Raw genomic sequence first — 25209 nt, forward strand, 5'->3', positions numbered from 1 at the left:
CCCCGGACGCGCCGTCGCGGGAGCTTCTCGCCCGCACGGCGCGGCACTACTGTTCCGCGCATGCACCTGCTCCAGCCCGACGAGGTCGACCGGCTCGCGCTGGGCGTGGTCGTGCTCGGCAGCGGTGGGGGCGGCGGGGAACGCGAGACGCACGCCTTCGCGGCCATGTTGCGCCAGCAGCTGCGGGAGAGCGGCCCGGTCACCGTCCTGTCGCCGGAGGAGGCGGACCCGGACGGACACGGCGCGCGGGTCGGGCTGATCGGTGCGCCGTCGGTGGTGATCGAGAAGCTGCCGTCCGGCCGGGAGGCGCAGGAGGCGCTCAAGGCGTTGCGGGGCCACGACGACACGGCCGTGACCGCCGTGATCGGGTGGGAGGTCGGCGGGTGCAACGGCCTGCTGCCGCTCATCCTGGCCGCGCGGCTGGGCCTGCCGTACGTCGACGTGGACGGGATGGGGAGAGCGTTCCCACGGATCGACCAGACGACCTACGACGCGGCCGGGCTGCCCACGACCCCGCTGGCCATCACCGAACCCGGCGGCAACCGGGCCGTGCTCGACGCGACCGGCATCGAGAAGCTCGCGCGCACGGTCATGGTCGACTTCGGCGGCTGGGCGATGATGGTGGCGAAGCCGTTGCGGCTCGGGGACGCGCTCGGCGCGGGCGTGACGGGCTCGCTGATGCGGGCGTTGCGGCTGGGGGAGATCTGGTCGCGCCGGACCGCACCCGTCGCCGACAGGGCCGCGGAGTCGGGCGGGTTCCTGGTGGCACGGGGGAAGGTCGTCGAGGTCTGGCGCGAGTCGAGCGGTGACTTCCCGCGCGGGACGGCGGCGCTGCGGCTGCTGGACGACGACGACGCCTACGTGCGCCTGGAGATGCAGGGCGAGTACCTGGCCGCGCTGGCCGACGGCGAGACCCTCGTGACGACGCCCGACCTGCTCTGCTGCCTCGACGCCGAGTCGGGCACGCCGGTGTCGGCGGAGCGGCTCACGTTCGGCGCCGTGGTCGACGTGGTAGCGCTCCCATCACCGGCGCAGTGGCTGCACGGCGACGTGCTCGGCCGGGTGGAACCGCGGGCGTTCGGCTACGACCTCGACTACGTGCCCTTCGGGGCCGCCCGGTGATCGACGACGCCGACGCGCTGACCGTGCGGGACCTGCTCGACATCGGCGTGCTCGACGACGCCTCTCTGCTCGCCGGTGGACGCGGGCTCGACGTCGAGGTCGGTGACGTGCGGCTGGCGGCGGACCTGACCGCGGTGGAGGCGTGCGCCGCCGGTGACGTGGTGATCCTGACCGGGAACCAGCCGTACCTCGTCGAGGTGGCGCTGCGCAGGGCCTACAGCGCGGACGTGCGGGCCGTCGTGCTGGTGCGGCCGGTCTCCGGCACCCACCAGCCGCCGTCCGCCGCGACGCTGTCGTTCGCGAACCGGCTCGGCGTGCCGCTGCTGCAGACCGGTGCCGCCGATCCGCTGCTGGTGGCCGACGCGCTGCGCACCGCGGTCCGCCATCCCGAGGTGGTCGCGGCCCGGTTGCTCGTCGCCGTCACCGCGCGGCTGGGCCGGTCCCGCCCCGACCCGCGGTCGGTCGTCACCATCCTGTCCGGCGAGCTGCACGTGACGTGCGCGGTGATCAGCGCCGACGGCACCGCGATCGAGGGCCTGGCCCCACCGGGCCTGCCCGCCGACGTGCTGGTGGGCTCGGTCGCGACGACCGTGGAGCTGGCCGAGGGCTTCGCCGCCGCCGTGCCGGTGGAGACCGACCGCACCGGTCACGTGCACCTGTGGCTCGTCGTGCACGCCGGCGGACGCAACCGGCGCTGGGCGCAGACGGTGCTGCAGATCAGCCAGGTCGCGTCCTGGGCGCTGGGCAGCTGGGTCGCCGCCGAACGGCTGGAGACCGAACGCAGGGCCCGCTCCCGCGGCTCGCTGCTGTCGGAGCTGCTCGCGGCCGGTGACCACGTGCCGCCGCTGCTGGTGCAGCAGGCGGTGCTCGCGGGGTGGCGGCTCGACGGCTGGCACACCGGCGTCCACGTGGTGGCGCCCCCGCCGGTGCCCGGTGTGCACGACCCCGGCCACACCGAACGGTTGCGCGTCGAGCTGTCCCGCCGCGGCCTGCACGGCCAGCTCGTCGAGGGTGCGGAGGGCTGGTCGTTCTGGCTCACCAACGACTCGGAGCCACCGCAGTCGCAGCACCGCGAGCTGACCGCGCGGATCGCCGCCGCGCTCGGCCCGAGCCGGTTGGTGGCGGGCATCGGCCGGCCGCACCCGGGGGCGGCCGGTGTCGGGCGGACGCTCGCGGAGGCGCGTGAGGCGGCGGCGATGACCGGCACGGCGAAGGTCGTGCACATCGACGAGCTCGGCGTGCGGCGGCTGCTGTCGATGGCGGCCGAGACGCCGGCGCTGGTCGAGCAGGCGACCCGGCTGCTGGAACCGCTGGTGGGGGTGGAGGACGGGCAGCTGCTGCGGACCCTCGCCGTGTACCTCGACGAGGAGTCCGTGACGTCGTCGGCCGCGGTGCGGCTGAAGGTGCACCGCAACACCGTGTCGCAGCGGATCAACCGGGCGGAGCAGCTGCTCGGGGTGAGCCTGCTGAACGCCGACGAACGACTGGCCGTGCACTTGGCCTGCCGGGCGGCCCGCGCGTCCGACGAGCTCTAGCCCTCGTCCACGGCACCGGCAGATGCCGGTGAAGCTAGGTCGGGACGAACGCGGGCAGCACGGCGTCCACCTCGTAGCCGCCGTCCGACGTCGGGCCGGCGGTCAGGGTGCCACCGACCATCTCCACGCGGCCGCGCAGGCCGAGCAGGCCGGTGCCCGGTGTCGGCAGAGGACCGGGGGCGGTCGCGGGCGGGGTGTTGCGGATGACGGCGCGGACACTGTTCGGTCCACAGTGGACGGTGATGGCGGTCTCGGCGCCGGGCGCGTGCTTGTGGACGTTGGTCAGGGACTCCTGGACGACGCGGTACATCGTGCGGCGGACGGCGGGGGAGACGGTGTCGGCGTCGCCGTGCTCGGTCAGGGTGACGGTGAGGCCGGTGGCGGCGACGAGGCTGGACAGCTCGTCGGGCAGGACGTCCGGGATGCGGGCGGTGCGGCCCGCGCGCAGGACGCCGACCAGGTCGCGCAGCTCGTCGAGGGCCTTCAGGCCCGCGGTGCGCAGGTCGTCGGCGGCCCTGCGCACGGCGTCGGTCCGCGCGGCCATGCGGAGGGCACCGGCGTGCAGGACCACCAGCTTCAGGCGGTGGGTGACGACGTCGTGCATCTCGGAGGCCAGGCGGGTGCGTTCGTCGGCGCGGGCCTGTTCGAGCAGCAGGGCCTGAGCGGCCTGGGCCTGGCTGAGGCGGTGCTGGGTGCCCTGGTGCAGGCCGGTGAGGGCGGCGATCACGAGCAGGGCCGGGGTGGTGGGGTCCGGTGACCAGGCGCCGAGCGCCCACGCCGCGGGCAGCGTGGCGGCGACCCAGCGGCGGCGGGGCTGGGCGGCGGCCGTGACGGCGACCGGGAACGCGGCGTAGCTCGGGGCGAGCAGGCAGAGCAGCCCGACCGCCGTGGCCGAGGTCAGCGGGCGGGAACGGCGCCACCACAGCGCGGCGGCGGCGAGCAGGTGCACCGCCAGGTAGGCGGCGGTCGGGGCGGCCACCAGGTGTGCGGGCGCGGTCAGCTCGCGCCACGTGCCCAGGGCTGCGACGAGCAGCACCAGTGCCAGGTCGCCGGCGGCTTTCACCTCCCTGACGATACTGCGCGGAAGTGGTCCGGATCACCTACGTCAGCAGGCTGTGGACCCTACTTTCGCAGGTGGCGACCGGTCCGGTTTCCGCCTGCCGGACACCGTTGTCCGGCAGGCGGTTCGAGGTCCTGTGTGGACTCGCGTCATGGCCTGCCGAACAGCGCTGTCCACAGGAACGACCGGCCGAGCGCCACGGACGAAACCGGCTCGCCGGGTACGAGGACCGGTGTGCGGTTGCGCTCTCGTACACCGTATGGGAGCCTTGACCACATGATCTTCTGACACCACATCCGTGCATCCGAACTTCCTCCTCTCGGTAGTGGGTGGTGTCATGTCAGGTCAGTTGACGCTGAAGAAGATCAGCAAGAGCTTCGCCCACCGGCGGGTGTTCGACGACGTTTCGCTCACGGTCAGGCCGGGCGAGCGGGTCGGCGTCGTCGGAGAGAACGGTTCGGGCAAGTCGACGTTGCTGCGGCTGGCCGCCGGGGTGGACACCCCGGACGACGGCGAGGTCACCGTGGTGGCGCAGGGCGTCGGGCACCTCGGGCAGGTGCTCGACCTGCCGCCCGGCGCGACCGTGGGCGACGCCGTCGACTCCGCGCTGGCCGACCTCCGGTCGCTGGAACGGCGGATCGCGGTCGCGGCGCGGGAGCAGCGGCTCGCGGAGTACGGCGACCTGCTCACGGCGTTCGAGCTGCGCGGCGGGTACACGGCCGACGCGCGGGTCGAGGCGGCCATGTCGGCGCTCGGGGTCGGCGGGATCGGCCGGGACCGCGAGCTAGGCGCGGTGTCCGGCGGGCAACGGGCCCGGCTCGCGCTCGCGGGAGTGCTGTCGGCGGAACCGGAGCTGTTGCTGCTGGACGAGCCGACCAACCACCTCGACGGGGAAGCGTTGCGGTGGCTGGAGAAACGGCTGCTGGCCCACCGCGGCACGGTGGTCGTGGTGACGCACGACCGGCTGCTGCTGGAACGGGTGGCCACCACGATCGTCGAGGTCGACGGCGACCGGCGGACCACCGCCCGCTACGGCGCCGGGTACGCGGGCTACCTCGCCGAACGCAGGGCCGCGCGGCAGCGGTGGGAGCAGGCGTACGCGGAGTGGACGGGCGAGGTCGGCCACTGGACGCGGTGGCGTGGCACGACAGCGCACCGGGTCGCGCCCGGCCGCCCGATCCCCGACCACAACAAGTGCAAGTACAACGGCGACGGGCGGCGGGTGCAGGCGTCCGTCCGGACGCGGGTGCGCAGCGCCTCCGAACGGCTGGAGCGGTTGCGCGCCGCACCCGTGCCGAGGCCACCGGACCCGTTGCACCTCAACGCTCCGCTCGACGCGGCGGTGCGCGAGGGCGCGGTGCTGGAGCTGCGGGACGTGGTGGTCGGCGAGCGGCTGGCGCTGGCGGAGCTGACCGTCGACGCGGGGCAGCGGCTGCTGGTGACCGGGCCGAACGGTGCGGGCAAGTCGACGTTGCTCGACGTGCTCGCCGGGGTGCTGCGACCGGACAGCGGCACGGTCGAGAGGCACGGTGCGGTCGGCTACCTCCCGCAGGAAACCGTTGTCGCACAACCACGACAGCCGGTGCTGGCGGCCTTCGGCGGTGACGCCGGCGAGCTGGCGGCTCTGGGGTTGTTCCGGGAGGACGACTTCGCGACCCCGGTGGGCGCGCTGTCGGTGGGGCAACGGCGGAGGCTCGCGCTGGCGCGGCTCCTGCGGGCCGAGTGGGACGTGCTGCTGCTCGACGAGCCGACGAACCACCTGTCGCCCGCGCTGGTGGAGGAGCTGGAGGCGGCGCTCGCGGACTACCCCGGCGCGGTGGTCGTGGCATCGCACGACCGGTTGCTGCGTCAGCGCTGGGACGGCGCCCGCCTCGACGAACGGCTGCGGTCCGAGGAGGCGCTGGTGCGCCTGCTCGACCTGACCGGCGGTACCGACGAGGTGCGGCACCGCCGGGCGACCGGCGCCTGCGCTCACGGCCGGAAGATCGGCTCGATCCAGTAGTTGCTCGCGTTCCACGTCTCGGTGGGGAAGCCGCCGCCCTCGCCGTAGCGGTAGACCCCGGCCTCCACCCCGGCGTAGAACGGCGCGTTCGCCACGCCGCCGAGGAAGTAGCTCTCGGAGGCGACGTACCCGCCGGCCGGTGTGTAGTAGGAGACGACGTAGTCGACGCCCGGCTGCACCGGGACCGGGGTGGCGAAGGTGATCCGCTGCGAGTGCGCGGCACCGGGCGCGGCCTGCTGCGCGAGCAGCGTGCCGTCCGGTCCCCAGACCCGTGCGGTCACGGGACCGGTGTAGCCGCCCCGGCGCAGGACGACGGCCGGGACGGAGCCCGCGCGGTCGAACCGGGTGCGCAGGCCGAGCTCGACGGCGGCGAGGTCGGGGTCGAGCTCGGCCGGGTGGCTCGGCTGCGGCGGCAGGACCAGCTTGGTGTCGCCGTGCAGCGGCGGGGTGGTGCTGCCGCCGACGTGGATGGTGGTCGAGGCGGTGACCGCGCCGAGCGCCGAGGCGGTGCGGGCGCGCGCCCAGATCGTGACCGGGCCGGGAACGCTCGGGAACAGCACCGTCGACCACGTCTCGGTGCGCGCGTCGAGCGAGGTCCAGTTGACCCCGTCGGAGGAGAACTCGACGGTGGTGACGCCGCCGGACTCGCCGTTGACCGCGCCACCGGCGAGCACCAGCGGGGTGTTGAGCGGTACCGAGGTGCCCGTGCTCGGCGAGTGGATCATCGCGTACGGGGTGTCCGCCGCGAGGGCGGGCGCCGCCTGGAGCAGGAGCAGGGCCGGCAGGAGTGCGGCTAATCGCTTCATGGTGCGCAAGTGTCGCACCAGCGGCGGACGGCCCCTGCCTCGGCCGAACGGCCGACCCCCGCTCGGGTTGCCGTCTGAAAGCACGACTTTTCCCGGCCCGCCGACCGATCCGGCCGGGTGCCGGTGATCGGCACGCTCGTCCACGTCGGACGGCGGGAGGGCGCGGGCGGTGCTGGATCAGGTGGTTCCCCGGTGGGTGGTGCGGATCGACCTCCGCTGGGTGTGGGCGGCGGTCGCGACCGGGGTGCTGGTGTGGGTGGCGGCACGCGTTCCCCACGGCGGTTCGCTGGACCTGCGGGTGTACCTCGCGGGCGGGGAGGCGCTGTGGTCGGGCGAGGGCCTCTACGGACCGGACTTCCCCGGCCCGCGGGGGTTGCCGTTCACCTACCCGCCGTTCGCCGCCGCTCTCTTCGGCCTGCTGGCACCGCTGCCGCTCGTGGTCGCCGCGGTGGCGTGGGCGGCGGCCGGGATCGTGCTGTTCACGCTCGCGTGCCAGGTCGCGGTGAGCCGGGCGGCCGCGCCGGGCACCGTGCCGCGGGCCGGGTTCGGGCTGGCGGCGGCGTGCCTGCTGCTGGAACCGGTGCGCGGCGGGCTCGACCTCGGGCAGGTCAACCTCGTGCTGCTGGGCCTGGTCGCCCTGGACTGCCTGCTGCCGCGCACCCCGTGGCCGCGCGGGCTGCTGGTCGGGCTCGCCGCCGCGGTGAAGCTGACGCCGGCGGTCTTCGTGCTGTTCTTCCTGTGCCGCGGGCGGTGGCGCGCGGTGGCGACCGCCGTGGCGGCGTTCGCGGGCTGCGCCGCTGTCGGCTGGGTGCTGGCGCCGGGGGAGTCGCGGCGGTTCTGGTTCGACGCCGTGCTCGACCCGCAGCGCGTCGGCGGCCTCGCGTACACGGCGAACCAGTCGCTGCGCGGGCTGCTGGTGCGGGCGCAGGCACCGGAGTCGCTGTGGGTCGTGCTGTGCGCGGCGGTGGTCGCGGTGCTGCTGCTCGTGCTGCCGCGGTTGCGGGACGACCTGACCGCCGTGGTGGCGGTCGCCGTCACCGGCCTGCTGGTCTCGCCGGTGTCCTGGTCGCACCACTGGGCGTGGGTCGCGCTCGCGGTCCCGCTGCTGCACGGCCGGGTGCGCGTCGCGGTCGTGCTGCTCTTCGCGGCCGGCGTGCACTGGTGGCTGCCCAAGGAGGCCGATCGCGAGCTGCGGTGGACGTGGTGGCAGCACCTCGCCGGCAACGCCTACGTGTGGCTCGGGCTGGCCTTCCTCGGCTGGTGTTTCATGCGAACACGCAAACTTGCGCACACGCAAGAATGGCGGCTACCCTCGGCGGCGTCGACCGACGCGGAGGAGAACGGCCATGCGGGGCAGGGGAATCGCGTACAGCACGGGGTTCGTGCTGAAGGGGGAGAACTCGTTGCCGGTGTTCGACCCGGAGGCGGTGCGGCGTGACCTGCGGGTCATCCGCGACGAGCTGCACTGCACCGCCGTGCACCTGGTCGGCGGCGACCCGGACCGGCTGGAGCGGGCTGCCCGGTGGGCGGCCGAGCTGGGACTGGAGGTCTGGTTCTCGCCGTACCCGCTGGAGCTGACGGCGCAGCAGCTCACCGCGTTGCTCGCCGACTGCGCCGAGCGGGCGGAACGGGTGCGCGCGGACGGCGCCGAGGTCGTGTTCGTGACCGGTGTCGAGCTGAGCATCATGAACCGCGGGTTCACCCCCGGTGACGACGTCCTTGACCGCGTCGGGCAGCTGCTGGGGAACCCCGCGCGGATGGCGGAGGCGGCCACCCGGCTGAACGAGTTCCTGGCGGACGCGGTGACGAGGGTGCGCGAGGTGTTCCACGGGCGGGTCACCTACGCGGCCATCCCGTTCGAACGGGTCGACTGGAACCTGTTCGACGTCGTGTCACTGGAGCTGATCCGCTCGGCCGAGGTCGCCGACCGGTACGCCGAGGGCATCCGGTCCGTTGTGGCGCAGGGGAAACCGGTCGCGATCACCGGGTTCGGCACGACGGCGTGGCGCGGGTCGGGTGCGGTCGCGCCGCGCAGCATGGAGATCGTCGAGCACGACCGGGACGGGCGGCCGGTGGGGATCAGGGCCGGTTACGAGCGCGACGAGGACGAACAGGCGCGGTACCTGCGCGAGGTGCTGGCGGTCCTCGAGGCGGAACGGGTCGACAGCGCGTTCGTGTACCTGTTCGCGCTCAACGACTTCCCGCACCGCCCCGGTGACCCGCGGCGCGACCTCGACATGGCGAGCCCGGGCATCGTGAAGGTCCGCGAGGACGGGTCGTGGGAACCCAAGGCGGCGTTCGCCGCGGTCGCCGAGCACTACGCGCGCACCGGCTGAAACTCGCTTGGCCGCGCGGAAACCGTGCGGCCACAATCGGCTCATCATGAGCACAAGGCTGAGAGCGATCGCCCACGAGACCGTGGCCATCGCGCAGAGCGGTTCTTACCGCACCGCGGCGGGAACCGTGCCGGTCGACGTCGCCCCGGCGGTCAGCGGAACGCGGTTGTACGTCCCCGAAGACGTCGTGCCGCTGCCCGAGCAGGGCGGTCCGCCGCGCGTCGAGGTCACCGCCGAGTCGACGCTGGTGGCGACCCGGCGGCTGGGCGGGGACGTCGCGGCGCTGGTGTTCGCCTCCGCCCGCAACCCCGGCGGTGGTTTCCTGAACGGCGCGCAGGCCCAGGAGGAGAGCGTCGCGAGGGCGTCGGCGCTGTACCCGTGCCTGCTGGCGGCCGGCGACTTCTACGCCCACCACCGCGCGCACGACGACCTGTCCTACAGCGACCGGGTCATCCACTCGCCGGGCGTGCCGGTGTTCCGCGACGACCGCGGTGAGTTCCTGCCGCGGCCGTACCCGGTGTCGTTCCTCACCGCGGCCGCGCCGAACCTGGGCGCGATCCTGCGCACGCAGCCCGAACGCGCGCCGGCCGTTCCCGGGCAGCTGCGCCGGCGCGCGGTCCGGGTGCTGCACGTCGCGGCCGCCCACGGCCACCGGCGGCTCGTCCTGGGCGCGTGGGGCTGCGGTGTGTTCGCCAACGACCCGGCGACCGTGGCACGGGCGTTCCACGACGCGCTGGGGGAGTGCCGCTTCTTCGACGAGGTGGTGTTCGCGGTGTTCGACCGGCAGCGGGACAGCCCCGCGCTGAGGGCGTTCACCGGGGTGTTCGCCGGGAGCTGACCTCCCGGAAAAATTTCCGGGGTTCTGTTGAACCGCCGCGGCCCGCTGTCCGTGTGGGTGGCGTCGGGCCGCCAGCCGGCCGGTCGACGAACCCCAGGGAGCACCGATGCCAGCCACGCTGTTGGCCCTGTTCGCCATGCCCGTTTCCGGCCGAGGAGCGCGGCGATGAGCGACTACGACTTCGTCGTCGTCGGCGGTGGCACGGCGGGCTGCGTGCTGGCCGCGCGCCTGTCGGAGAACCCGGCGCACACGGTCCTGCTGCTCGAAGCCGGCCACCACGACACCCCGGACACGCCCACGGCCCACGTCCGCGCGCACCGCTCCAGCTACGACGCGTGGGAGGCGGCCGGTGCCACCGGCTGGAACTTCCAGACCCTGCTGCCACACCTCAAACGCGCCGAGCACGCCGCGGGCATGGACCCGCGGTGGCGCGGCCGCGGTGGCCCGGTGGTCGTGTCACCGGCGCCGATGGCCGAGCCCGGCTCGTTCTACGACGCCTGCTACCGCGCGGCGGAAGAGGTCGGTGCGCCGTTCACCGCCGACGGCAACGGCCGGGTCGCGGAAGGTGTGGCGCGCACCGAGGTGAACCTCGTCGGCTTCACCCCGCAGAGCCCGTTCGCCGCCTACCTGAAACCGCTGCGCCGCCCCAACCTCACCGTCCTCACCGGTGCCCGCGCCCGGCAGCTGCTCTTCGCCGGACGGCGCTGCACCGGCGTCGAGCACGTGGTCGACGGCCGCCCGCGCATCGCGTTCGCCTCGCGCGAGGTCCTGCTCGCCGCCGGTGCGGTCGGGTCGGCGCAGTTGCTGCTGCTGTCCGGTGTCGGACCGGCGAACCGGTTGCGGGAGCTGGGGATCGACGTCGTGCGCGACCTGCCCGGCGTCGGGGAGAACCTCCAGGACCACCCCTTCGGCCACGTCACGTTCACGTCGCGCGTCTCCGCCGACGACGGGCGGGTGCCGGACACACCGCAGGTGCTGCTGCGCAGCGACCCCGTCGCGGACCCTGACCTGCGGCTGGTGTTCACGCACTTCGCGTTGCCGCACGGCAAGCCGGACAACGGCTTCTCGGTCATGTTCTCGTTGCAGCGCCCGCACAGCCGGGGTTCGGTGCGGCTCGCGACCGCCGATCCGCACGAGGTGCCGCTGGTCGACCCCGGCCACTACCGCGACCCGCGCGACCTCGACCTCATGGTGACGGGGCTGCGGCGGGCCAGGGAGGTGGGCGAGGCGGCCGCGTTGTCCCGGTGGCGGATCGGCGAGCACCTGCCCGGTGCGGGCGTCACGTCCGATGAGGAGCTGCGGGCGTACGTGCGGCGGGCGACCGGGACGTTCCTGCACTTCGCCGGGACGTGCGCGATCGGCGCGGTCGTCGACCCGCAGCTGCGCGTGTACGGGACCGGCGGGCTGCGGGTCGTGGACGCCTCCGTCATGCCGACGGTCGTCGCCGCACCCCCGAGCGCGTCCGTGCTGGCGGTCGCCGAGCGGGCGGCGGTGCTCGTGGCGCGGCGGTGGGAGGACGAACGGGCGGTGCGCGCGACCGGCTGAGGCCGGTCGCTTCGGTGTGGCCGGGCGTGGGCACAGCCAGGCCGTACCCGGCCACACCTCGGCACCGGCGCCGTTGTCGGGACGGCACCGGTGGTGATCCGCTCCCGGTCGCGGCGGCGGCGCCGGCGCGACCGGGGCGTGTCAGGCGGCCGTCGACAAGCCGGCGGCGCGGTCGAGCAGATCGGTGTAGACCGACGGGTCGTCGGCGTCGATCACCGGGAACCCGGTGCCGAACCCGCCGTTGACCCAGCGGGTGCGGATGCCGGGGTTCGCGAGGTTCGTCCCGTCGTGCAGGAACACGTGCGGGCTGCAGTTCACCCGCCCGTCCTTCGCGGCCTCGTACTGGCTCATGACGTCCGCGCGGGCACGGCCGTCGTCGAGCGCGCGAGCCAGTTCGCCGACGTCCACGACACCGGTCGACCCGGCGATGTCGAGGATCTCGTGGCGCAGGGAGATGCAGCGGCCCTCCGCCCAGAACGCCCGGCGCAGCGCCAGGTCGAGCTGTTCGGAGGCGTGCCAGCCCTGGACCTTCGCGGCCTGCACCGCCTCCAGCGGCGGCAGCATCGTGACCGGGTACGTCCAGTCCGGTCCCTGCCACAGCCGCCAGCCCGCGTCCGGTTCCAGCGCGCCGATCACGGACACCTCGGAGTCGACACCGGGGCGTTCGTTGACCGTGCGGTTGAACAGCTCCAGCGGGAAGGCCCGGTGGTCGAACCAGATCCGGCCCTCCAGCCCCAGCCTGCGCCGTGCCTCGTGCAACCGGTACACGGCCAGGTGGGCGAAGGAGCAGTTGAGGTCGGTGAAGACCGTGATCGTGTCGTGGCTCGACGGGAGCCGCGGGTCAGTCGGCATGCGCGAGAACCCTTTCCGGGAACAGGCGGCACAGCACGTCGTACAGGACCGCGGCGACCACGAACGGGACCACCGCGCTCAGGTCGATCCCGCCCGCCAGCCCCGCGAGCGGGCCGGTGTAGAGGGTGTTGCCGACGAACAGCAGTCCCAGCAGGACGGACGGCACGAACGCGCACACCGCGCGGAGGTTGAACCCGCCGGTGTACCAGTAGCGGCCCTGGCCGGCGGAGGTGAACGCGAGCAGGTCCGCGGCCGAGTAGCGGCCACCGTGCTGCCGGTAGCCCACCAGCATGATCGCGGCCCACGGCGCCACGAACACCAGCAGCACCAGCACGAACGCCGAGATCGAGTCGATCGCGTCGTACACCACCGCGCCCACGTACAGCGCGCTGACGCCGACCACCGACACCAGGACCGTCGCCACCGGCCGGGACAGCCGCCAGAAGATCGACTGCGCCGACAGGCCCGCCGCGTAGATGCACAGGCCACCCTGCGGCAGGGTGCCCGCGAGCCCGTAGGCCACCACGACGACCGCGAACCACGCCGGCACCACACCGGCCACGCCGATGATCCACGGCTTACCGGGATCGGTCAGCAGCGTGGTGACGAACGCGCCCACGCCCAGCGCCACCGCGTTGCTCAGGTACATCGCGGAACCGTTCCACCACACGGCGGTCCGGTCGCTCACCGACCTCGGCAGGTAGCGGCTGTAGTCGCCCTGGAAGGTCGAGTACGAGATCGGCACCGTCGCGCTGAACGTGACCGCGAGCAGCCACGTCCTGGTGAAGTCGCCGAGCGCGTACGCACCGCCGGCGTAACCGGGGTCGAACTCCGGCAGCAGCACCATGACGAGCCCCAGCAGCACCGCGGCACCGATGATCGTCATCACCCGGTAGGTGGCCAGCAGCACCGCGTGGCCGTACACCGCGACGAGCACCACGACCACCGCCACGACCGGTGCGACCACGGCGAGCGCCGCACCGTCCGCGGGCGTGCCGAGCAGGCGTTGCCCGGCGAACAGGATCGCGGTCGCGCCGGTCCACACGGCGATCGAGAAGAACCCGATCGCCGCGCAGACCGTGATGACGTTGCCGATGACCCGCCCGCGCACGCCGAAGTGGGCGCCGCTCGACACCGGGTCGTTGGCGCCGGTGGCCTTGCCGAACCGCACCAGCGGCGCGACCACGACCGTGCCGATCAGCAGCCCGATCAGCAACGAGCTGATGCTCGCCCACCAGCCGAGCCCGAACGCCACCGGCACCGAGCCGAGCACGACGGTGCCCAGCGAGAACTGCGCGGAGTTCCAGATCCAGAAGAACTCCCCCGGCGACGACGTCCGCTCCTCGTCCGGGACGACGTCCACGCCGCGGGTCTCCACCACGACCTTCTGCGGAGTGCTCATCGGGCCTCCTCCGCCGCTGCCAGCAGCGCGCGGGCGGTGTCCGGGTCGGGCACCTCGGCGCCCTCCGCCAGCGGTGCCACCACGAGCTCGCGGCACGGTGGCCCGGTGACCTGCCTGCCGGTGGTGAGGTCGAACGACGAGAGGTGCAGCGGGCAGGTGATGCGCAGCGTGCGGCCGTTGACGTAGCCGTAGCGCAGCCGGCCGCGGCGGTGCGGGCAGGCGGACTCGGTGAGGATCCGCCTGCCCGCGACCTCCACCAGGATCAGGTCCTCCGCGAGCTGGCGCACCACGGGTTCGGCGCTCATGCCGCCCTCGCCCTGTCGATCGCGGCCTCGGTCGCCTCGGCCACGACCGCGCTGGTCAGCGTCACGCCGGTCCACACCTTCGCGAGGTCGACCGGCCGCTCGTCGGCCAGCGCCTTGATCGACGCCTGCATCTGCCTGCTGTGGTAGGCGTCGATGTAGAGGTGCTCGTCGTAGTACCTGCGGTTGACGACCCCCAGCCGGTCGCACGCCTGCGCGTAGCACCGGAACGCGTACAGCACGCTCGACTCGAAGTAGGTGTAGGCGCCGAGGAAGTACTCCGGCGCGGGCGCCCGTTCGGCGAGCCAGTGGAACAGGTTGACGTAGGCGAAGCTCTCGTCGCCGACCCGCTCCACGTACCAGTCGAGGTCGGTCGGCATGCCGAGCTCGGCCACCAGCTTGCCGTACAGCGCCGAGTGCTCCTGCTCGTCGTTGCCGCAGCCGAACTCGTCGATCAGCACGCGCAGCACGGCCATCCGCGCCTTGTTCGGCAGCCGCGGCAGGATTCCCAGGTGCGACTGGGACTCCACCAGCCCGTCGACGGCGAACTCCCGCACCACCACGCGGAACTGGTCCAGCGTGGCCTCCTCGGCGAGGAACCGCTCGTGCTCGGACGGACCGGCGGCCTCCTCCTCCTTGAGGAACGCCTCGATCGCCTCCAGCAGCTCACGGCGGTGGCCGAACGACGGCGCCGCCGCCTCCAGCTCCGCGGCCTTGGGCACGACCCAGCGGCTCTCGATGTCGAGCAGGTCGGCGTAGGCGCCGAGGTCGAGGACCGAGCGGTTGTGCACGTAGAGCTGCCGCTGGTCGCTCATGTGCCCACCACCCGGTCTGTCTTGATGATCCCGCGCTCGCGCAGGGCCGTCTTGACGTGGCGGTACCAGTCGTCCTCGAACACGCCGTACTTCTCGCACAGCGCGTTGATCTCGTCCTGCCGCTCCTGCGTGGGCTCGGCGAGCATCTCCGTGCACACCTTCGGCTCCAGGTTGGCGAGCGGGCCGATGAAGCCCGCGACGCCCCGCGCCTCCAGCAGCAGGTTCTCCCAGCCCTCGAACACCGGCAGGCCGGGGCACTCGGCGACCAGCGCGCGGGTCAGCTCCGCGGAGCCGCTGGACTCCTTGACGCCGACGACGTTCGGCAGCTGCGTGCAGACGCGCCGCAGCGTCGCGGGCTCGATGCTGTTGCCGGACACGGCTTTCTCGTTGTAGAGGAAGAGTCCGACGTCGAGCGCCTCGGAGACCTCCCGGTAGTGCTGGAAGATCTCGTCCTGGCTGATGTCCGCGCGGAACGGCGTGGTGACCACCACCGCCGACACGCCGAGCCGTTCGGCCAGCCGCGACCGCTCGACCACCGACTCGGTGTCGGGCAGCTGAACGCCGGCCAGCACCGGCAACCCACCGGAGTGCTCGACGGTCGCGCTCACCATGTCGGTCCACTGCCGGGTGTCGAGCAACCAGCCCTCGCCGGAGCTCAGCGTGGGCATCAGCCCGTTCACGTTGCCCCGCACCGACTCCACGAGCCGCGCGACGCTGTCGGTGTCCACCTGCCCGCTGTCGTCGAGCGGGGTCACCAGCGGCACGATCGTTCCGGAGTAAGCCATCGTCGTTCACACCCTCTCCGGAGCAACCCGCAACGCCAGCGACTCTTCGTAGAGCCGTTCCAGCGGTTGCGGGAAGTCCACCGTGGACTCTTCTGCGGTGTTCCACACCGACACCACCGCGGCGGGCAGGTCGGTGCGGGCGGTGAGCCGGCTGCTGGCCGTGTGCACGGTGGCACCGAGCCTGGTCGCCATGGCGAGCAGCAGCCGTTCGTGCCAGGGCAGGTCGGGCGGCCAAGACTGGTCGAGGGCGAACTTGAGGTCCGTCTCCTCGTAGCCGATGCGGTCGATCCGCATGTCCGTGTGGAGGACGTCCATGAACGGGTAGTACGCGTCCTGCTCCGCTCTGGGGTGGCTCCACACCAGGTTGTCGCAAAACCCCACGTGTTCGAGGCTCATCGAGACCCGGCCCGCCATCCGCTGCGCGAAGAAGCTCTTGCAGCGGAGGCGGATCGTGTCGTCGGTGCTGTGCATGCCCATGAACAGCGAGGCGTCGATCATCGCCTCAGCGCTCATCGGACAGCAGCACCTCCCGCATCTTGCGCGCGGCGCCGGCGAAGTGCTCCGGCTGGCGGGCGAGCGCGATGCGGACGAACCGCTCGCCGCGGGCCGGCTCGTTCCAGTAGAAGAACGTGCCGGGCAGCACGTAGACCTCGTGCTCCAGCATGGAGGCCTGCAGCTCGGTGGCCGTCAGGTTCTCGTCCGCGATGCGGAACCACGCGACGCTGGTGTCCACGACCGGCTGGACGTACTCGAGGATCGTGCCCTCGAGCGCCTCGCGGATGGTGGCCCGGTTCTCGCTGATGACGTCGCGCACCGACGCGAAGTCGTCGGCGATGGAGTCCTCGACGTACTGGGTGAGGACGTTCAGCACGAACGGCGAGACGTTGAGCAGCACCGCCGTGTGGATGTTGTAGACCTCTTCGCGGATGTTCTCGCTGACCGTGATCATCGCGCACTTGGCGTCCTGCACCGGCCAGGTCTTGCCGGTGTCCTCGATCGCCATGTACGTGACGCCCGAGTCCTCCAGCAGCTGGTAGACGTCGAAGCGGTCCATGCCCTGGTCGCACAGCGCGAACGAGGCGAAGCAGAAGTCGATGACGAGCAGCTTGTCGTGGTCGACGCAGAAGCGGACGACCTCCTCGAAACCGCTGCGGCCGTCCTTGAGCAGCGTGAACCCGGTGGGGTTGTTGGGGTCGACCAGGTAGATCGCGTCGGTCTCGACGACCTTCAGGTTCTCGTAGATCGAGCCGACGTCGTGCAGCGCGGTCTCGGCCAGCGGCCGGGTGTCCACCCGCATGCACTTCAGCAGATCGACCAAGTTGTCGAAGCACGGTTCGACCAAAGAGACGGACATGTTGCGCTGCTTCATGTACATCGCCGCGACCATCGTGGAGACGCTGGCCGAGTAGGACAGCCAGGTCTTTCCCATTGCCAGCGCGGTCGGCTGCTTGTGCAGCCGGAAGAAAGCATCGATGAACTTCTGCTCGAAGTGGGCCTGCTGGTCGCGCTCAGCCTCGTACCACAGGTCAGGAAGTCGAGAAACGATCTTGTCCTGACTCGGCGACTGGTACTGGTGGGTGTGCGCGTCAGCGAGGTTGAACTTTGTTCGAAGAGCGAGCAGTTCGTGCTGTGTGAGATCGACGAAATCTTCCACAGCATTGTTGTTACTCACAGTAATTCCCCCGAGGAATTGTTGTGGGTGGTTTCGCGAACTCCCCAGCCGCGATGGGTGCAAAGCTATCCGAACGCTTCGAGAATTTGTGTAACGGAAAGGTAACGCCAATGTTTCTGCAAAGTTGCCTATGGGATTCCTGAGCTGCTTTTTCGGGAACGCCGAAATGGCGCTGCCCCTGAAGGGGCGCGCCATGCCGGTTTCTGGTGTTCTGCTTGTTATTTAGCGGAGGATGGTTAAGTTTTTTCTGTGTCCGTTTTGACTGGGTTCCGCGGTCAGGCCGCCGAACGCTTCAGGATTTCCTCGTAGACGTCGCTGTCGTCGGCCTCCACGACGGGCCAGCCGACGCCGTAACCGCCCTCCCAGCGCACCTGGATGCCGGGGTTGGCGTGGTCGCTGCCGTCGGGCAGGAACAGGTGCGGGCTGCAGTTCACGACGTCCGTGGCCGCGATGGCAGCCTGGTCGCTCAGCGTGCGGCGGGCCCGGCCGTCGTCGAGTGCCTCGACGAGCTCGGCCACGTCGACCGCACCGGTGTCCTGGGCGCAGTCGACGATCACCTTGCGGTTGCTGATGTTGCGCGACTCGGCCCAGAAAGCCTTGCGCAGCCTCAGGTCGAGCTGCTCGGAGGCGTGCAGGCCCTGCAGCTTGGCCGCCTGCACCGCCTCCAGCGCCGGGAGGACGGTCGACGGGTACAGCCAGTCCTGCACCTGCCACAGCTGCCAGCCGGCGGCGGGCTCCTGCGCCGCCATCCGCCCGACCTCGCTGTCCGTGCCCGAGCGCGGGCTGGAGGCGTTGTTCAGCAGCTCCAGCGGGAACGCGCGCAGGTCGAACCGGACGCGGTCCTGCAGGCCGAGCCGTTCGCGGGTGGCGTGCAGGCGGTGGATGCCGATGTGGGCGAAGGAGCACCAGATGTCGGAGAACACGACGATGGTGCCCTGCTCCGGCGTGAGGTCTGCCTTGGTGACGGTCACTGCGCACTCCTCTGGTCTGCTTCGTACTGGGCGAGCACCGACTCGACCTCGACGTCCTCGTCGGGCAGCCACGGGTCCATCGCGGGCACGCCGCGGACGGTCTCGATGAGCCGCTCGACGCGGTCGGTCGCGGTCGGGCCGTGCGAGCTGAGGACCCGGCGCGGCCGCAGCCGGGCGAGGTCGTCGAGGTTGCGGTCCCACTTGGCCTGGTCGACCAGGGCGGTCCACGGGGCGTTGGCGCGCGTGAAGAGCGCCATGCCCTCCAGGTACTCGCTCTCCTTGGCGTCCGTGGCGTCGTCGACCAGGTCCGGGATGATCGTGCCGAAGCTGTCCGCGCTGAAGAACGCTTCCTCCTGGTGCTCGTACACGGCGAGCGTGGAGGGAGAGTCGTAGGACGGCGGGCGCAGCAGCGTGATCTTGCGGTCGCCCAGGTCGAGCGTCCGGCCGGGGTTGACGAGGCGCACCCGGTTCGGCGGCACGTCCCACTCCTCGCCGAGGCGGGCGACGGCGAGGCCGTTGGTGATCAGCATGGCGTTCGGTGCCGCCATGAGGACTTCCTTGAGGTTCCCCGCGTGGTCGCGGTCGTCGTGGGTGAGCACGATCCACCGCAGGTCCACCGGATCGACCAAAGACCACAGCGACTCCAGGAAGTCGCTGCGGTCGATGCCCATGCCGGTGTCGACGAGGACGGGTTCCCGTGCGCGGACCAGGTGCGCGTTGACGGGCAGCAGGCCCGCGCCGGGAATCGGTAAGTACGACGGGAGGGTGAAGATCTCGGGAGCTGCGCGGTAGGGCTTGCGCATGTTCGGCGGCACGGGTGGTCCCCCCAAGTGCGTGGTGTCAGGTGAGTTGGACGAGTGCGGAACCGACGACCAGCAGCGCGAGGCCGGTGACGCGGACCGCGGTGAAGGGCCGGCGCGGCATCTGGAACAGACCGCGGCTGTCGATCAGCGCGGAGGCCAGCTGCTGGCCGGTGACGGTGAGCGCGACCGTGGTGGCGGCGCCGATCTCCGGGATGAGCATGAACGTCGCGGTGACGTAGGCGGCGGCGCACGCGCCACCGAGCCAGCCCCACCACGGCATCGTCTTGAGCGGCGCCAGCTTCGGCGCGGGAGTGCGGTTGAGCGCGCGCATGACGAGCAGCACGATGGCGATGGCGAGCGTGGCCACCACGAAGCTGATCATCGCGACGGTGATCGGCGCCTTGAGGTCGGCGCGCAGCTTGGCGTTCACCGCGCCCTGGATCGGCAGCACGGCACCGGCGACGATGCCGAGCACGATCCAGCCGGCCTGCTTCACGCTCGTGCCGGACGCGGACTTCGTCGCGACGGCGGTGCCACCGCCCGCGGGCGTGGCCGGTGCGGGCGCGGCGCTGGCGGGCGCGGCTGCCTTCTGCGCCTTGAGCTGACCGCGGATGATCACGGTGATGCCGGCCAGGACGGCGAGGGCGCCGACCGCGATACCGATCGTGAGCGGCTGCCTCGGCACGCCGAACAGCCCGAACAGGTCCAGCGCGAGCGAGGCGAACATCTGGCCGGTGACGAAGAGGCCGACGGCCGCCAGCGCGCCCAGGCGCGGGAACAGCAGGATGCCGCTGGTGATGTAGAGCGGGCTTGCGAGGCCACCGAGCAGGTGCCACGGCTCGACGTCGGGCACGAGGGAGACCGCGCCGATCGTGCCGACCGCGACCGCGAGGATCGCGAGCAGTGCGGTGGCCACGCTGAGCTGCAGCGTCGAGGCGCCGTACGGCGTGCCGACCGCCTTGTTCAGCTGAAGGTTCACCGACGCCTGCACGGCGAGCAGACATCCGACCAGCAGCGCCGCCGCCAAGAGTGCGAAGTACACGGGACTACCCCCGACCTGAATAAGTGGACAGCGTGTCCATATGACCGCGTCAGCCTAAGGGGCAAGTGGACGCGCTGTCCACTTCCTTGCGGTGCGCGTAGGATTCGGCCATGGCCATCAGGGGCGGACAGGGTGAGGCCCTGCTCGCGGTGACGACCGGGCAGCCGGAGGTCAAGGAGCGCGTCGACGCCGCGCGCAACCGTGCGCGCGTGCTCGCGGCCGCGGAACAGGTGTTCGCGGCCAAGGACGCGCGTCAGGTCACGATGGAGGACATCGCCCGCGCCGCCGGTGTCGGCAGGGCGACGCTGTACCGCCGGTACCCGGACCCGGCGTCGATCGCCGCGGCACTGCTGGACGAGCACGAACGGCAACTGCAGGAGCAGTTGCTGCGCGGCGAGCCGCCGCTCGGTCCCGGCGCGACGCCGTCGGACCGGCTGGCGGCGTTCTACGGCGCGATGACCTCGTTGCTGGACCGGCACCTGCACCTCGTGCTGGGCGCGGAGGTCGGGTCCGCCCGGTTCGGCACGGGCGCCTACGGGTTCTGGCGGGTGCACGTGCGGTCGCTGCTGGTCGAGGCCGGCGTCACGGAGCCGAACGGGCTGATCGAGGTGCTGCTGGCCCCGCTGGCGCCGGAGGTCTACCAGGAGCAGCGCCGCCGCGGCGTGAGCAGGGAGCAGATCGCGGAGGGGCTCACGTGGATGAGCCACCGCCTGCTGATGCCCTGAGCCACGCTGAGCCAGCCTGAGCCGCCGGGTGCCACCCGGCTCGGTCGTGCTGCGGTCCGAAGGCCACTTCCGAGTCGCTGTGGCACCGCGTGAGCCATCCTGCTTCACTGCTGTGAGCTGCGACTATCCTCCCTGAGGCCGGATTTTGAGCCACGGTGATGCCAAATTGAGCCAAAGGTGCTTGTGGGTGGTGCCACCGTGTGCCATAGTGGTGCCATGGATCTGACCCCGTATGTGGCTTCCCTCGGCCGCGAGCTCCTCACCGCCGCCGAGATGGGCAGCGGCGAGGACAGCGCGCTGGTCGAGCGGTTGACCGTGTCGATGGAGTCGGCGATCCGGCTGGCGCTGCTCGAAGCGCTCTCCGCCGCCGCCGACGAGATCACCGCGGACCTGGCACCGGACTCGGTGCAGGTGCTGCTGCGGGGCCGTGACCCCCGGTTCGTCGTGACCCGCCGCGCACCGGAGCCGCAGCCGGCCGAGGTCGCGCCGGAGCCCGCCCCGGCACCGGCCGAGGACGCCTCCGGTTACGAGGACGGCGCCACCGTGCGCATCAACGTCCGCCTGCCCGAACAGCTCAAGGCCGCGATCGACGAGGCAGCGGCGAAGGAGGGCCGGTCGGTCAACGCGTGGCTGGTCCGCGCCGCGACGGCCCAGCTGGCTCCCAAGCGCGACACCGGCACCGACTCCTGGCTGGGCGGCGTCGCCCAGTCGCAGCGGTTCACCGGCTGGGTCCGCTAGCTCCCTGCCGCTCTTCACCTCACGTCTCTGACCTGCGGAGACGGTTTTCCGACACCTTCTGAGGGGACAGCCATGCCTTCTTACGACACGCCAGAACCGATTTCGGTGCTGCTCGACATCTACGCGGGCCACGTCGAGGTCAGGGCGAGCGACCGCACGACGACCTCGGTCGAGATCCGGCCGTCCGACCCGCGCGACACCTCCGACGTCGAGGCCGCGCAGAAGACCCGCGTCGACTTCGCCGACGGCACGCTGACCATCCGCGGCCAGAAGCGCACGTTCGACTTCTCCAAGAAGACCAGGAGCGTCGACGTGGTCATCGAGCTGCCGACCGGTTCGAAGGCCGACCTCGACGTGACCGCGGGCGGCATCCGCACCAGCGGCGTGCTCGGGGAGACCGGGGCCGACATGTCCGCGGGCCACGTCCACGTCGACCGCACCGGCAAGCTGAAGGTCGACACCGGTGCCGGTCAGGTCACCGTCGGCGCCGTGAACGGCGACGCCGACGTGAAGTCCGGCAGCGGCAGCATCCGCGTCGGTGCCGTCACCGGCTCGCTGACGGTGAAGAACTCCAACGGCAACACCGAGATCGGCACGGTCGGCGGCGAGCTGCGGGCCCGCGCCGCCAACGGCGACATCACCGCCGAGCGGGTCGGCGCGCTGCTGGACGCCAAGACCGCCATGGGGTCCGTCACCGTCGGCGAGGTCGTCCGCGACACCGCCACGCTCAGCACCGCGATGGGCAGCATCGAGCTCGGCATCGCCCAGGGCACCGCCGCGTGGCTCGACGTCAAGACCGGGTTCGGCCGCGTCACCAACACCCTCGACGGCAGCGACGGCCCCGGCGACTCCACCCAGACCGTCAAGGTCCACGCCAGCACGTCGTTCGGCGACATCACGATCCGCCGGGCCTGAGGAGCAACCCCGATGAACGCGATCAAGGCAACCGGCCTGCGCCGCTCGTACGGCGACACCGAGGTGCTCAAGGGCGTCGACCTGACCGTGCCGCGCGGCACCGTCTTCTCGTTGCTCGGCGCGAACGGCGCGGGCAAGACCACCACGGTCAAGATCCTCTCCACGTTGATCCGCGCCGACGGCGGCAGTGCTTCCGTTGCGGGACATGACGTTGCCGCCGACCCGGACGCCGTGCGCGCCGCCATCGGCGTCACCGGCCAGTTCTCCGCCGTAGACAACCTGATGACGGGCAGGGAGAACCTGAAGCTGATGGCCGACCTGCACCACCTCGGCAAGACCGAGGGCAGGCGCAGGGCCGACCGGCTGCTGGAGCAGTTCGACCTCGTCGACGCGGCGGACCGGTCGGCGTCGACCTACTCCGGCGGCATGCGGCGCCGGCTCGACCTCGCGATGACGCTCGTGGGCTCACCGCAGGTGATCTTCCTGGACGAGCCGACCACCGGGCTCGACCCGCGCAGCCGCCGCGCCATGTGGCAGGTCGTGCGGGAGCTGGTCGCCTCCGGCGTCACGATCTTCCTGACCACCCAGTACCTGGAGGAGGCCGACGAGCTCGCCGACCGGATCGCGGTGCTGGACAACGGCCGGGTCGTCGCCGAGGGCACCGCCGACGAGCTCAAGCGGCGCATCCCCGGTGGTCACGTCCTGCTGCAGTTCACCGACCCGCGCCACCTGGAGTCCGCCCTGCGGGTCGTCCGCACCGCCACCCGCGACGGCGACGCGCTCGCGGTGCGCGTGCCGAACGACGGCAGCGTGAGCTCGCTCAAGGCGCTGCTCGACCGGCTCGACCACAACGCCGTCCCGGTCGGCTCGCTGAGCACGCACACCCCCGACCTCGACGACGTCTTCCTCGCCCTCACCGGCAATCCCGAAAAGGTGGCCCAGCCATGAGCTACGTGCTGACCGACTCGGCGACGATGGTCCGCCGCAACCTGCGGCGGATGGTCCGCTACCCGTCGATGACGTTCCAGCTGCTGCTGATGCCGGTCGTCTTCCTGCTGCTGTTCGTCTACGTCTTCGGCGGCACGCTCGGCGCCGGCCTCGGCGGGCCGTCCGGTGGCCGCGCCGAGTACCTGAGCTACGTCACCCCGACGATCGTCCTGATGGCGATCACCGCGGCGGTGCAGGGCACGTCGATCTCCATCGCGATGGACATGACCGAGGGCATCGTCGACCGGTTCCGCACCATGCGGATCGCACGGGTGTCCGTCCTCACCGGACACGTCGTCGGCAGCCTCGTGCAGACCGTGCTCGCCATGGCGTTCGTCTTCGGCGTCGCCGTGGCCATCGGGTTCCGGCCGCAGGCGGGCCCGGTCGAGTGGCTGGCCGTCATCGGCCTGCTGGTGGGCATGTCGTTCGCGCTCATCTGGCTCTCCGCCGCGCTGGGCCTCGCCAGCAGGTCCGTCGAGTCGTCGAGCAACATCGGCCTGCCGCTGATCCTGCTGCCGTTCTTCGGCAACGGGTTCGTGCCCACCGACTCGATGCCGGCGGTGCTGCGCTGGTTCGCCGAGTACCAGCCGTTCACCCCGTTCATCGACGCGCTGCGCGGCCTGCTCACGGGCACGCCGATCGGCCACAGCGGCTGGATCGCGCTGGGCTGGTGCGTCGTCATCGGGTTCGGCGGCTACCTGTGGTCCAAGAAGCTGTTCAACCGCGAGTCCACCCGCTGAGAAGGAGACCGAACCATGTTGCAAGGCTTGCCGATGGACCGCGACGCCGGTCCGTTCGTCCCGCCCAGCGCCATCACCGCCGTGCGGTCGGAGCGCCCGGTCAGTCCGATGCTCTTCCCCGACGGCCACGAGGGGTGGCTGGTCTCCGGCTACGAGGCCGTCCGGCAGGCGCTGGCGGACACCCGGTTCAGCTCCCGGCAGGACCTCGGGGTCCTGCACGTGCCGTACCCGACGCCGGGCTGGCCGGAGCAGACCGAGCCGTCCCCGCAGGAGCCCGGCCTGTTCCTGAGCATGGACCCGCCGGACCACACCCGGCTGCGGCGCAAGCTCACCGGCGCGTTCACCGTCCGGCGGATGAAGGCGCTCGAAGAGGGCATCATCGCGATCACCGAACGGCAGCTCGACGCGCTGGCGGAGCTCACCCCGCCGGTCGACCTGGTCGCCGAGTTCGCGCTTCCGGTGCCGTCGCTGGTGATCTGCGAGCTGCTCGGCGTCCCGTACGCCGACCGGGAGACCTTCCAGGTGAACTCCTCCAGGATGATGGAGCGGGACATCACCCTGGAGGACAAGATGGCCGCCTACACGGCCATCGCCACCTACCTGGCCGGCCTCGTCACCGCCAAGCGCGCCGACCCCGCCGACGACCTGCTGTCCGACCTCGCCCGCGACGAGGACCTGAGCGTCCCGGAACTGGTCGGCATGTCGTTCCTGCTGCTGCTCGCCGGGCACGAGACGACGGCGAACATGCTGGCGCTGGGCACGTTCGCGCTGCTGGAGCACCCCGACCAGCTCGCGGCGCTGCGGGCGGACCCCGAGCTGGTCCCCGGCGCCGTCGAGGAGCTGCTGCGCTACCTCGCGGTCGCCGACGTGTTCTTCCGCTACGCAGCGGAGGACGTCGAGTTCTTCGGCGAGACGATCCCGCGGGGGTCGACGGTCGTCCTGTCACTGCTGGCGGGCAACCACGACCCCGCGAGGTTCACCGGCGCCGACGAGCTGGACGTGCACCGCAACGCACGCGGCCACCTGGCGTTCGGGCACGGCATCCACCAGTGCCTCGGCCAGCAGCTGGCCCGCATCGAGATGCGCGCCGGCTTCGAGGGGTTGCTGCGCCGGTTCCCGACGCTGCGGCTGGCCGTGCCCGCTGACGAGGTGAGGCTCAGGACCGACATGAACATCTACGGCGTGCACGCCCTGCCGGTCACCTGGGGGCAGTAGC

24 protein-coding genes and 1 pseudogene are annotated in these 25209 nt (G+C 71.8%); 13 read left to right on the forward strand and 12 right to left on the reverse strand.

What is annotated here, in order from left to right:
* Positions 1 to 60 precede the first annotated feature (60 nt).
* Both ACZ7CH_RS31760 and ACZ7CH_RS31765 read left to right on the forward strand, forming a co-directional pair.
* The gene (locus ACZ7CH_RS31760; RefSeq protein ID WP_470375620.1) at positions 61 to 1122 is read left to right on the forward strand and encodes a DUF917 domain-containing protein; all 1062 of its coding nucleotides are present in this window, start codon (positions 61 to 63) and stop codon (positions 1120 to 1122) included.
* Complete coding sequence (locus ACZ7CH_RS31765; RefSeq protein WP_360400699.1) at positions 1119 to 2657, forward strand: helix-turn-helix domain-containing protein; 1539 nt, start codon at positions 1119 to 1121, stop codon at positions 2655 to 2657. The genes ACZ7CH_RS31760 and ACZ7CH_RS31765 overlap by 4 nt, the downstream gene beginning before the upstream one ends.
* 34 nt (positions 2658 to 2691) lie before the next feature.
* Here ACZ7CH_RS31765 and ACZ7CH_RS31770 read toward each other — a convergent pair whose 3' ends face one another.
* Positions 2692 to 3720 (reverse strand): sensor histidine kinase, encoded by a 1029-nt coding sequence (locus ACZ7CH_RS31770; protein WP_470375621.1) that lies wholly within the window; start codon positions 3718 to 3720, stop codon positions 2692 to 2694.
* A 334-nt stretch (positions 3721 to 4054) separates the two neighbouring features.
* Between ACZ7CH_RS31770 and ACZ7CH_RS31775 the strand changes: the two are divergent.
* A pseudogene (locus tag ACZ7CH_RS31775) lies at positions 4055 to 5590 on the forward strand (ABC-F family ATP-binding cassette domain-containing protein); the annotation flags it as partial.
* Positions 5591 to 5688: 98 nt separating this feature from the next.
* Here the strand turns inward: ACZ7CH_RS31775 and ACZ7CH_RS31780 are convergent.
* Positions 5689 to 6525, reverse strand: a complete 837-nt coding sequence (locus ACZ7CH_RS31780) for a DUF4082 domain-containing protein (protein WP_470375622.1) — start codon at positions 6523 to 6525, stop codon at positions 5689 to 5691.
* Between the two features lie 169 nt (positions 6526 to 6694).
* Between ACZ7CH_RS31780 and ACZ7CH_RS31785 the strand changes: the two genes are divergently transcribed.
* From ACZ7CH_RS31785 to ACZ7CH_RS31800, 4 genes are all read left to right on the forward strand, one after another.
* Entirely contained in the window at positions 6695 to 7963 is a 1269-nt protein-coding gene (locus ACZ7CH_RS31785) for a glycosyltransferase 87 family protein (RefSeq protein ID WP_470375623.1), read from the forward strand.
* Entirely contained in the window at positions 7872 to 8861 is a 990-nt protein-coding gene (locus ACZ7CH_RS31790) for a hypothetical protein (protein ID WP_470375624.1), read from the forward strand. The genes ACZ7CH_RS31785 and ACZ7CH_RS31790 overlap by 92 nt, the downstream gene beginning before the upstream one ends.
* 46 nt (positions 8862 to 8907) lie before the next feature.
* Positions 8908 to 9699, forward strand: a complete 792-nt coding sequence (locus ACZ7CH_RS31795; RefSeq protein WP_470375625.1) for a TIGR02452 family protein — start codon at positions 8908 to 8910, stop codon at positions 9697 to 9699.
* A gap of 165 nt (positions 9700 to 9864) precedes the next feature.
* On the forward strand, positions 9865 to 11244 hold the full coding sequence (locus tag ACZ7CH_RS31800) for a GMC family oxidoreductase (protein WP_470375626.1): 1380 nt from the start codon (positions 9865 to 9867) through the stop codon (positions 11242 to 11244).
* Between the two features lie 141 nt (positions 11245 to 11385).
* On the opposite strand, the gene ACZ7CH_RS31805 is transcribed toward ACZ7CH_RS31800, so the two are convergent.
* The 10 genes from ACZ7CH_RS31805 to ACZ7CH_RS31850 all read right to left on the reverse strand — a co-directional run bounded on the left by ACZ7CH_RS31805 (position 11386) and on the right by ACZ7CH_RS31850 (position 19888).
* Entirely contained in the window at positions 11386 to 12096 is a 711-nt protein-coding gene (locus tag ACZ7CH_RS31805) for a DsbA family oxidoreductase (RefSeq protein WP_470375627.1), read from the reverse strand.
* Positions 12086 to 13498, reverse strand: coding sequence for a purine-cytosine permease family protein (locus ACZ7CH_RS31810; RefSeq protein ID WP_470375628.1), 1413 nt, complete (start codon positions 13496 to 13498; stop codon positions 12086 to 12088). Before ACZ7CH_RS31810 ends, ACZ7CH_RS31805 begins: the two co-directional genes overlap by 11 nt.
* Entirely contained in the window at positions 13495 to 13803 is a 309-nt protein-coding gene (locus tag ACZ7CH_RS31815; RefSeq protein WP_360400729.1) for a Rieske (2Fe-2S) protein, read from the reverse strand. Before ACZ7CH_RS31815 ends, ACZ7CH_RS31810 begins: the two co-directional genes overlap by 4 nt.
* Positions 13800 to 14615: an iron-containing redox enzyme family protein gene (locus ACZ7CH_RS31820; RefSeq protein ID WP_360400732.1), complete on the reverse strand. Its 816-nt coding sequence runs from the start codon at positions 14613 to 14615 to the stop codon at positions 13800 to 13802. Before ACZ7CH_RS31820 ends, ACZ7CH_RS31815 begins: the two co-directional genes overlap by 4 nt.
* A complete protein-coding gene (locus tag ACZ7CH_RS31825) occupies positions 14612 to 15400 on the reverse strand; it encodes a dihydrodipicolinate synthase family protein (RefSeq protein ID WP_360400735.1) in 789 nt (262 codons plus the stop codon). Before ACZ7CH_RS31825 ends, ACZ7CH_RS31820 begins: the two co-directional genes overlap by 4 nt.
* A 6-nt stretch (positions 15401 to 15406) precedes the next feature.
* Positions 15407 to 15913, reverse strand: coding sequence for a DUF6190 family protein (locus tag ACZ7CH_RS31830; protein WP_470375629.1), 507 nt, complete (start codon positions 15911 to 15913; stop codon positions 15407 to 15409).
* Complete coding sequence (locus ACZ7CH_RS31835; RefSeq protein WP_360400741.1) at positions 15903 to 17054, reverse strand: aminotransferase class I/II-fold pyridoxal phosphate-dependent enzyme; 1152 nt, start codon at positions 17052 to 17054, stop codon at positions 15903 to 15905. Before ACZ7CH_RS31835 ends, ACZ7CH_RS31830 begins: the two co-directional genes overlap by 11 nt.
* 293 nt (positions 17055 to 17347) lie before the next feature.
* The gene (locus ACZ7CH_RS31840) at positions 17348 to 18043 is read right to left on the reverse strand and encodes a DsbA family oxidoreductase (RefSeq protein WP_360400744.1); all 696 of its coding nucleotides are present in this window, start codon (positions 18041 to 18043) and stop codon (positions 17348 to 17350) included.
* A complete protein-coding gene (locus ACZ7CH_RS31845; RefSeq protein ID WP_360400747.1) occupies positions 18040 to 18858 on the reverse strand; it encodes an MBL fold metallo-hydrolase in 819 nt (272 codons plus the stop codon). The genes ACZ7CH_RS31840 and ACZ7CH_RS31845 overlap by 4 nt, the downstream gene beginning before the upstream one ends.
* 25 nt (positions 18859 to 18883) lie before the next feature.
* Complete coding sequence (locus tag ACZ7CH_RS31850; protein WP_360400750.1) at positions 18884 to 19888, reverse strand: DMT family transporter; 1005 nt, start codon at positions 19886 to 19888, stop codon at positions 18884 to 18886.
* 110 nt (positions 19889 to 19998) lie between these two features.
* Here ACZ7CH_RS31850 and ACZ7CH_RS31855 point away from each other — a divergent pair, with 110 nt between their 5' ends.
* The 6 genes from ACZ7CH_RS31855 to ACZ7CH_RS31880 all read left to right on the forward strand — a co-directional run bounded on the left by ACZ7CH_RS31855 (position 19999) and on the right by ACZ7CH_RS31880 (position 25208).
* Positions 19999 to 20613 carry a TetR/AcrR family transcriptional regulator gene (locus ACZ7CH_RS31855; RefSeq protein WP_360400753.1) on the forward strand — a complete coding sequence of 205 codons (615 nt, stop codon included), beginning with the start codon at positions 19999 to 20001 and terminating at the stop codon, positions 20611 to 20613.
* 216 nt (positions 20614 to 20829) lie between these two features.
* The gene (locus tag ACZ7CH_RS31860; RefSeq protein WP_458434059.1) at positions 20830 to 21351 is read left to right on the forward strand and encodes a YlcI/YnfO family protein; all 522 of its coding nucleotides are present in this window, start codon (positions 20830 to 20832) and stop codon (positions 21349 to 21351) included.
* 72 nt (positions 21352 to 21423) lie between these two features.
* The gene (locus ACZ7CH_RS31865) at positions 21424 to 22266 is read left to right on the forward strand and encodes a DUF4097 family beta strand repeat-containing protein (protein ID WP_470375630.1); all 843 of its coding nucleotides are present in this window, start codon (positions 21424 to 21426) and stop codon (positions 22264 to 22266) included.
* 12 nt (positions 22267 to 22278) lie between these two features.
* On the forward strand, positions 22279 to 23214 hold the full coding sequence (locus ACZ7CH_RS31870; RefSeq protein ID WP_360400762.1) for an ATP-binding cassette domain-containing protein: 936 nt from the start codon (positions 22279 to 22281) through the stop codon (positions 23212 to 23214).
* Positions 23211 to 23993, forward strand: coding sequence for an ABC transporter permease (locus ACZ7CH_RS31875; RefSeq protein WP_360400770.1), 783 nt, complete (start codon positions 23211 to 23213; stop codon positions 23991 to 23993). Before ACZ7CH_RS31870 ends, ACZ7CH_RS31875 begins: the two co-directional genes overlap by 4 nt.
* A gap of 15 nt (positions 23994 to 24008) precedes the next feature.
* Positions 24009 to 25208, forward strand: a complete 1200-nt coding sequence (locus tag ACZ7CH_RS31880; protein ID WP_470375631.1) for a cytochrome P450 — start codon at positions 24009 to 24011, stop codon at positions 25206 to 25208.
* Position 25209 lies beyond the last annotated feature (1 nt).

The sequence above is a fragment of the Lentzea sp. NPDC037011 genome, from assembly GCF_055607425.1.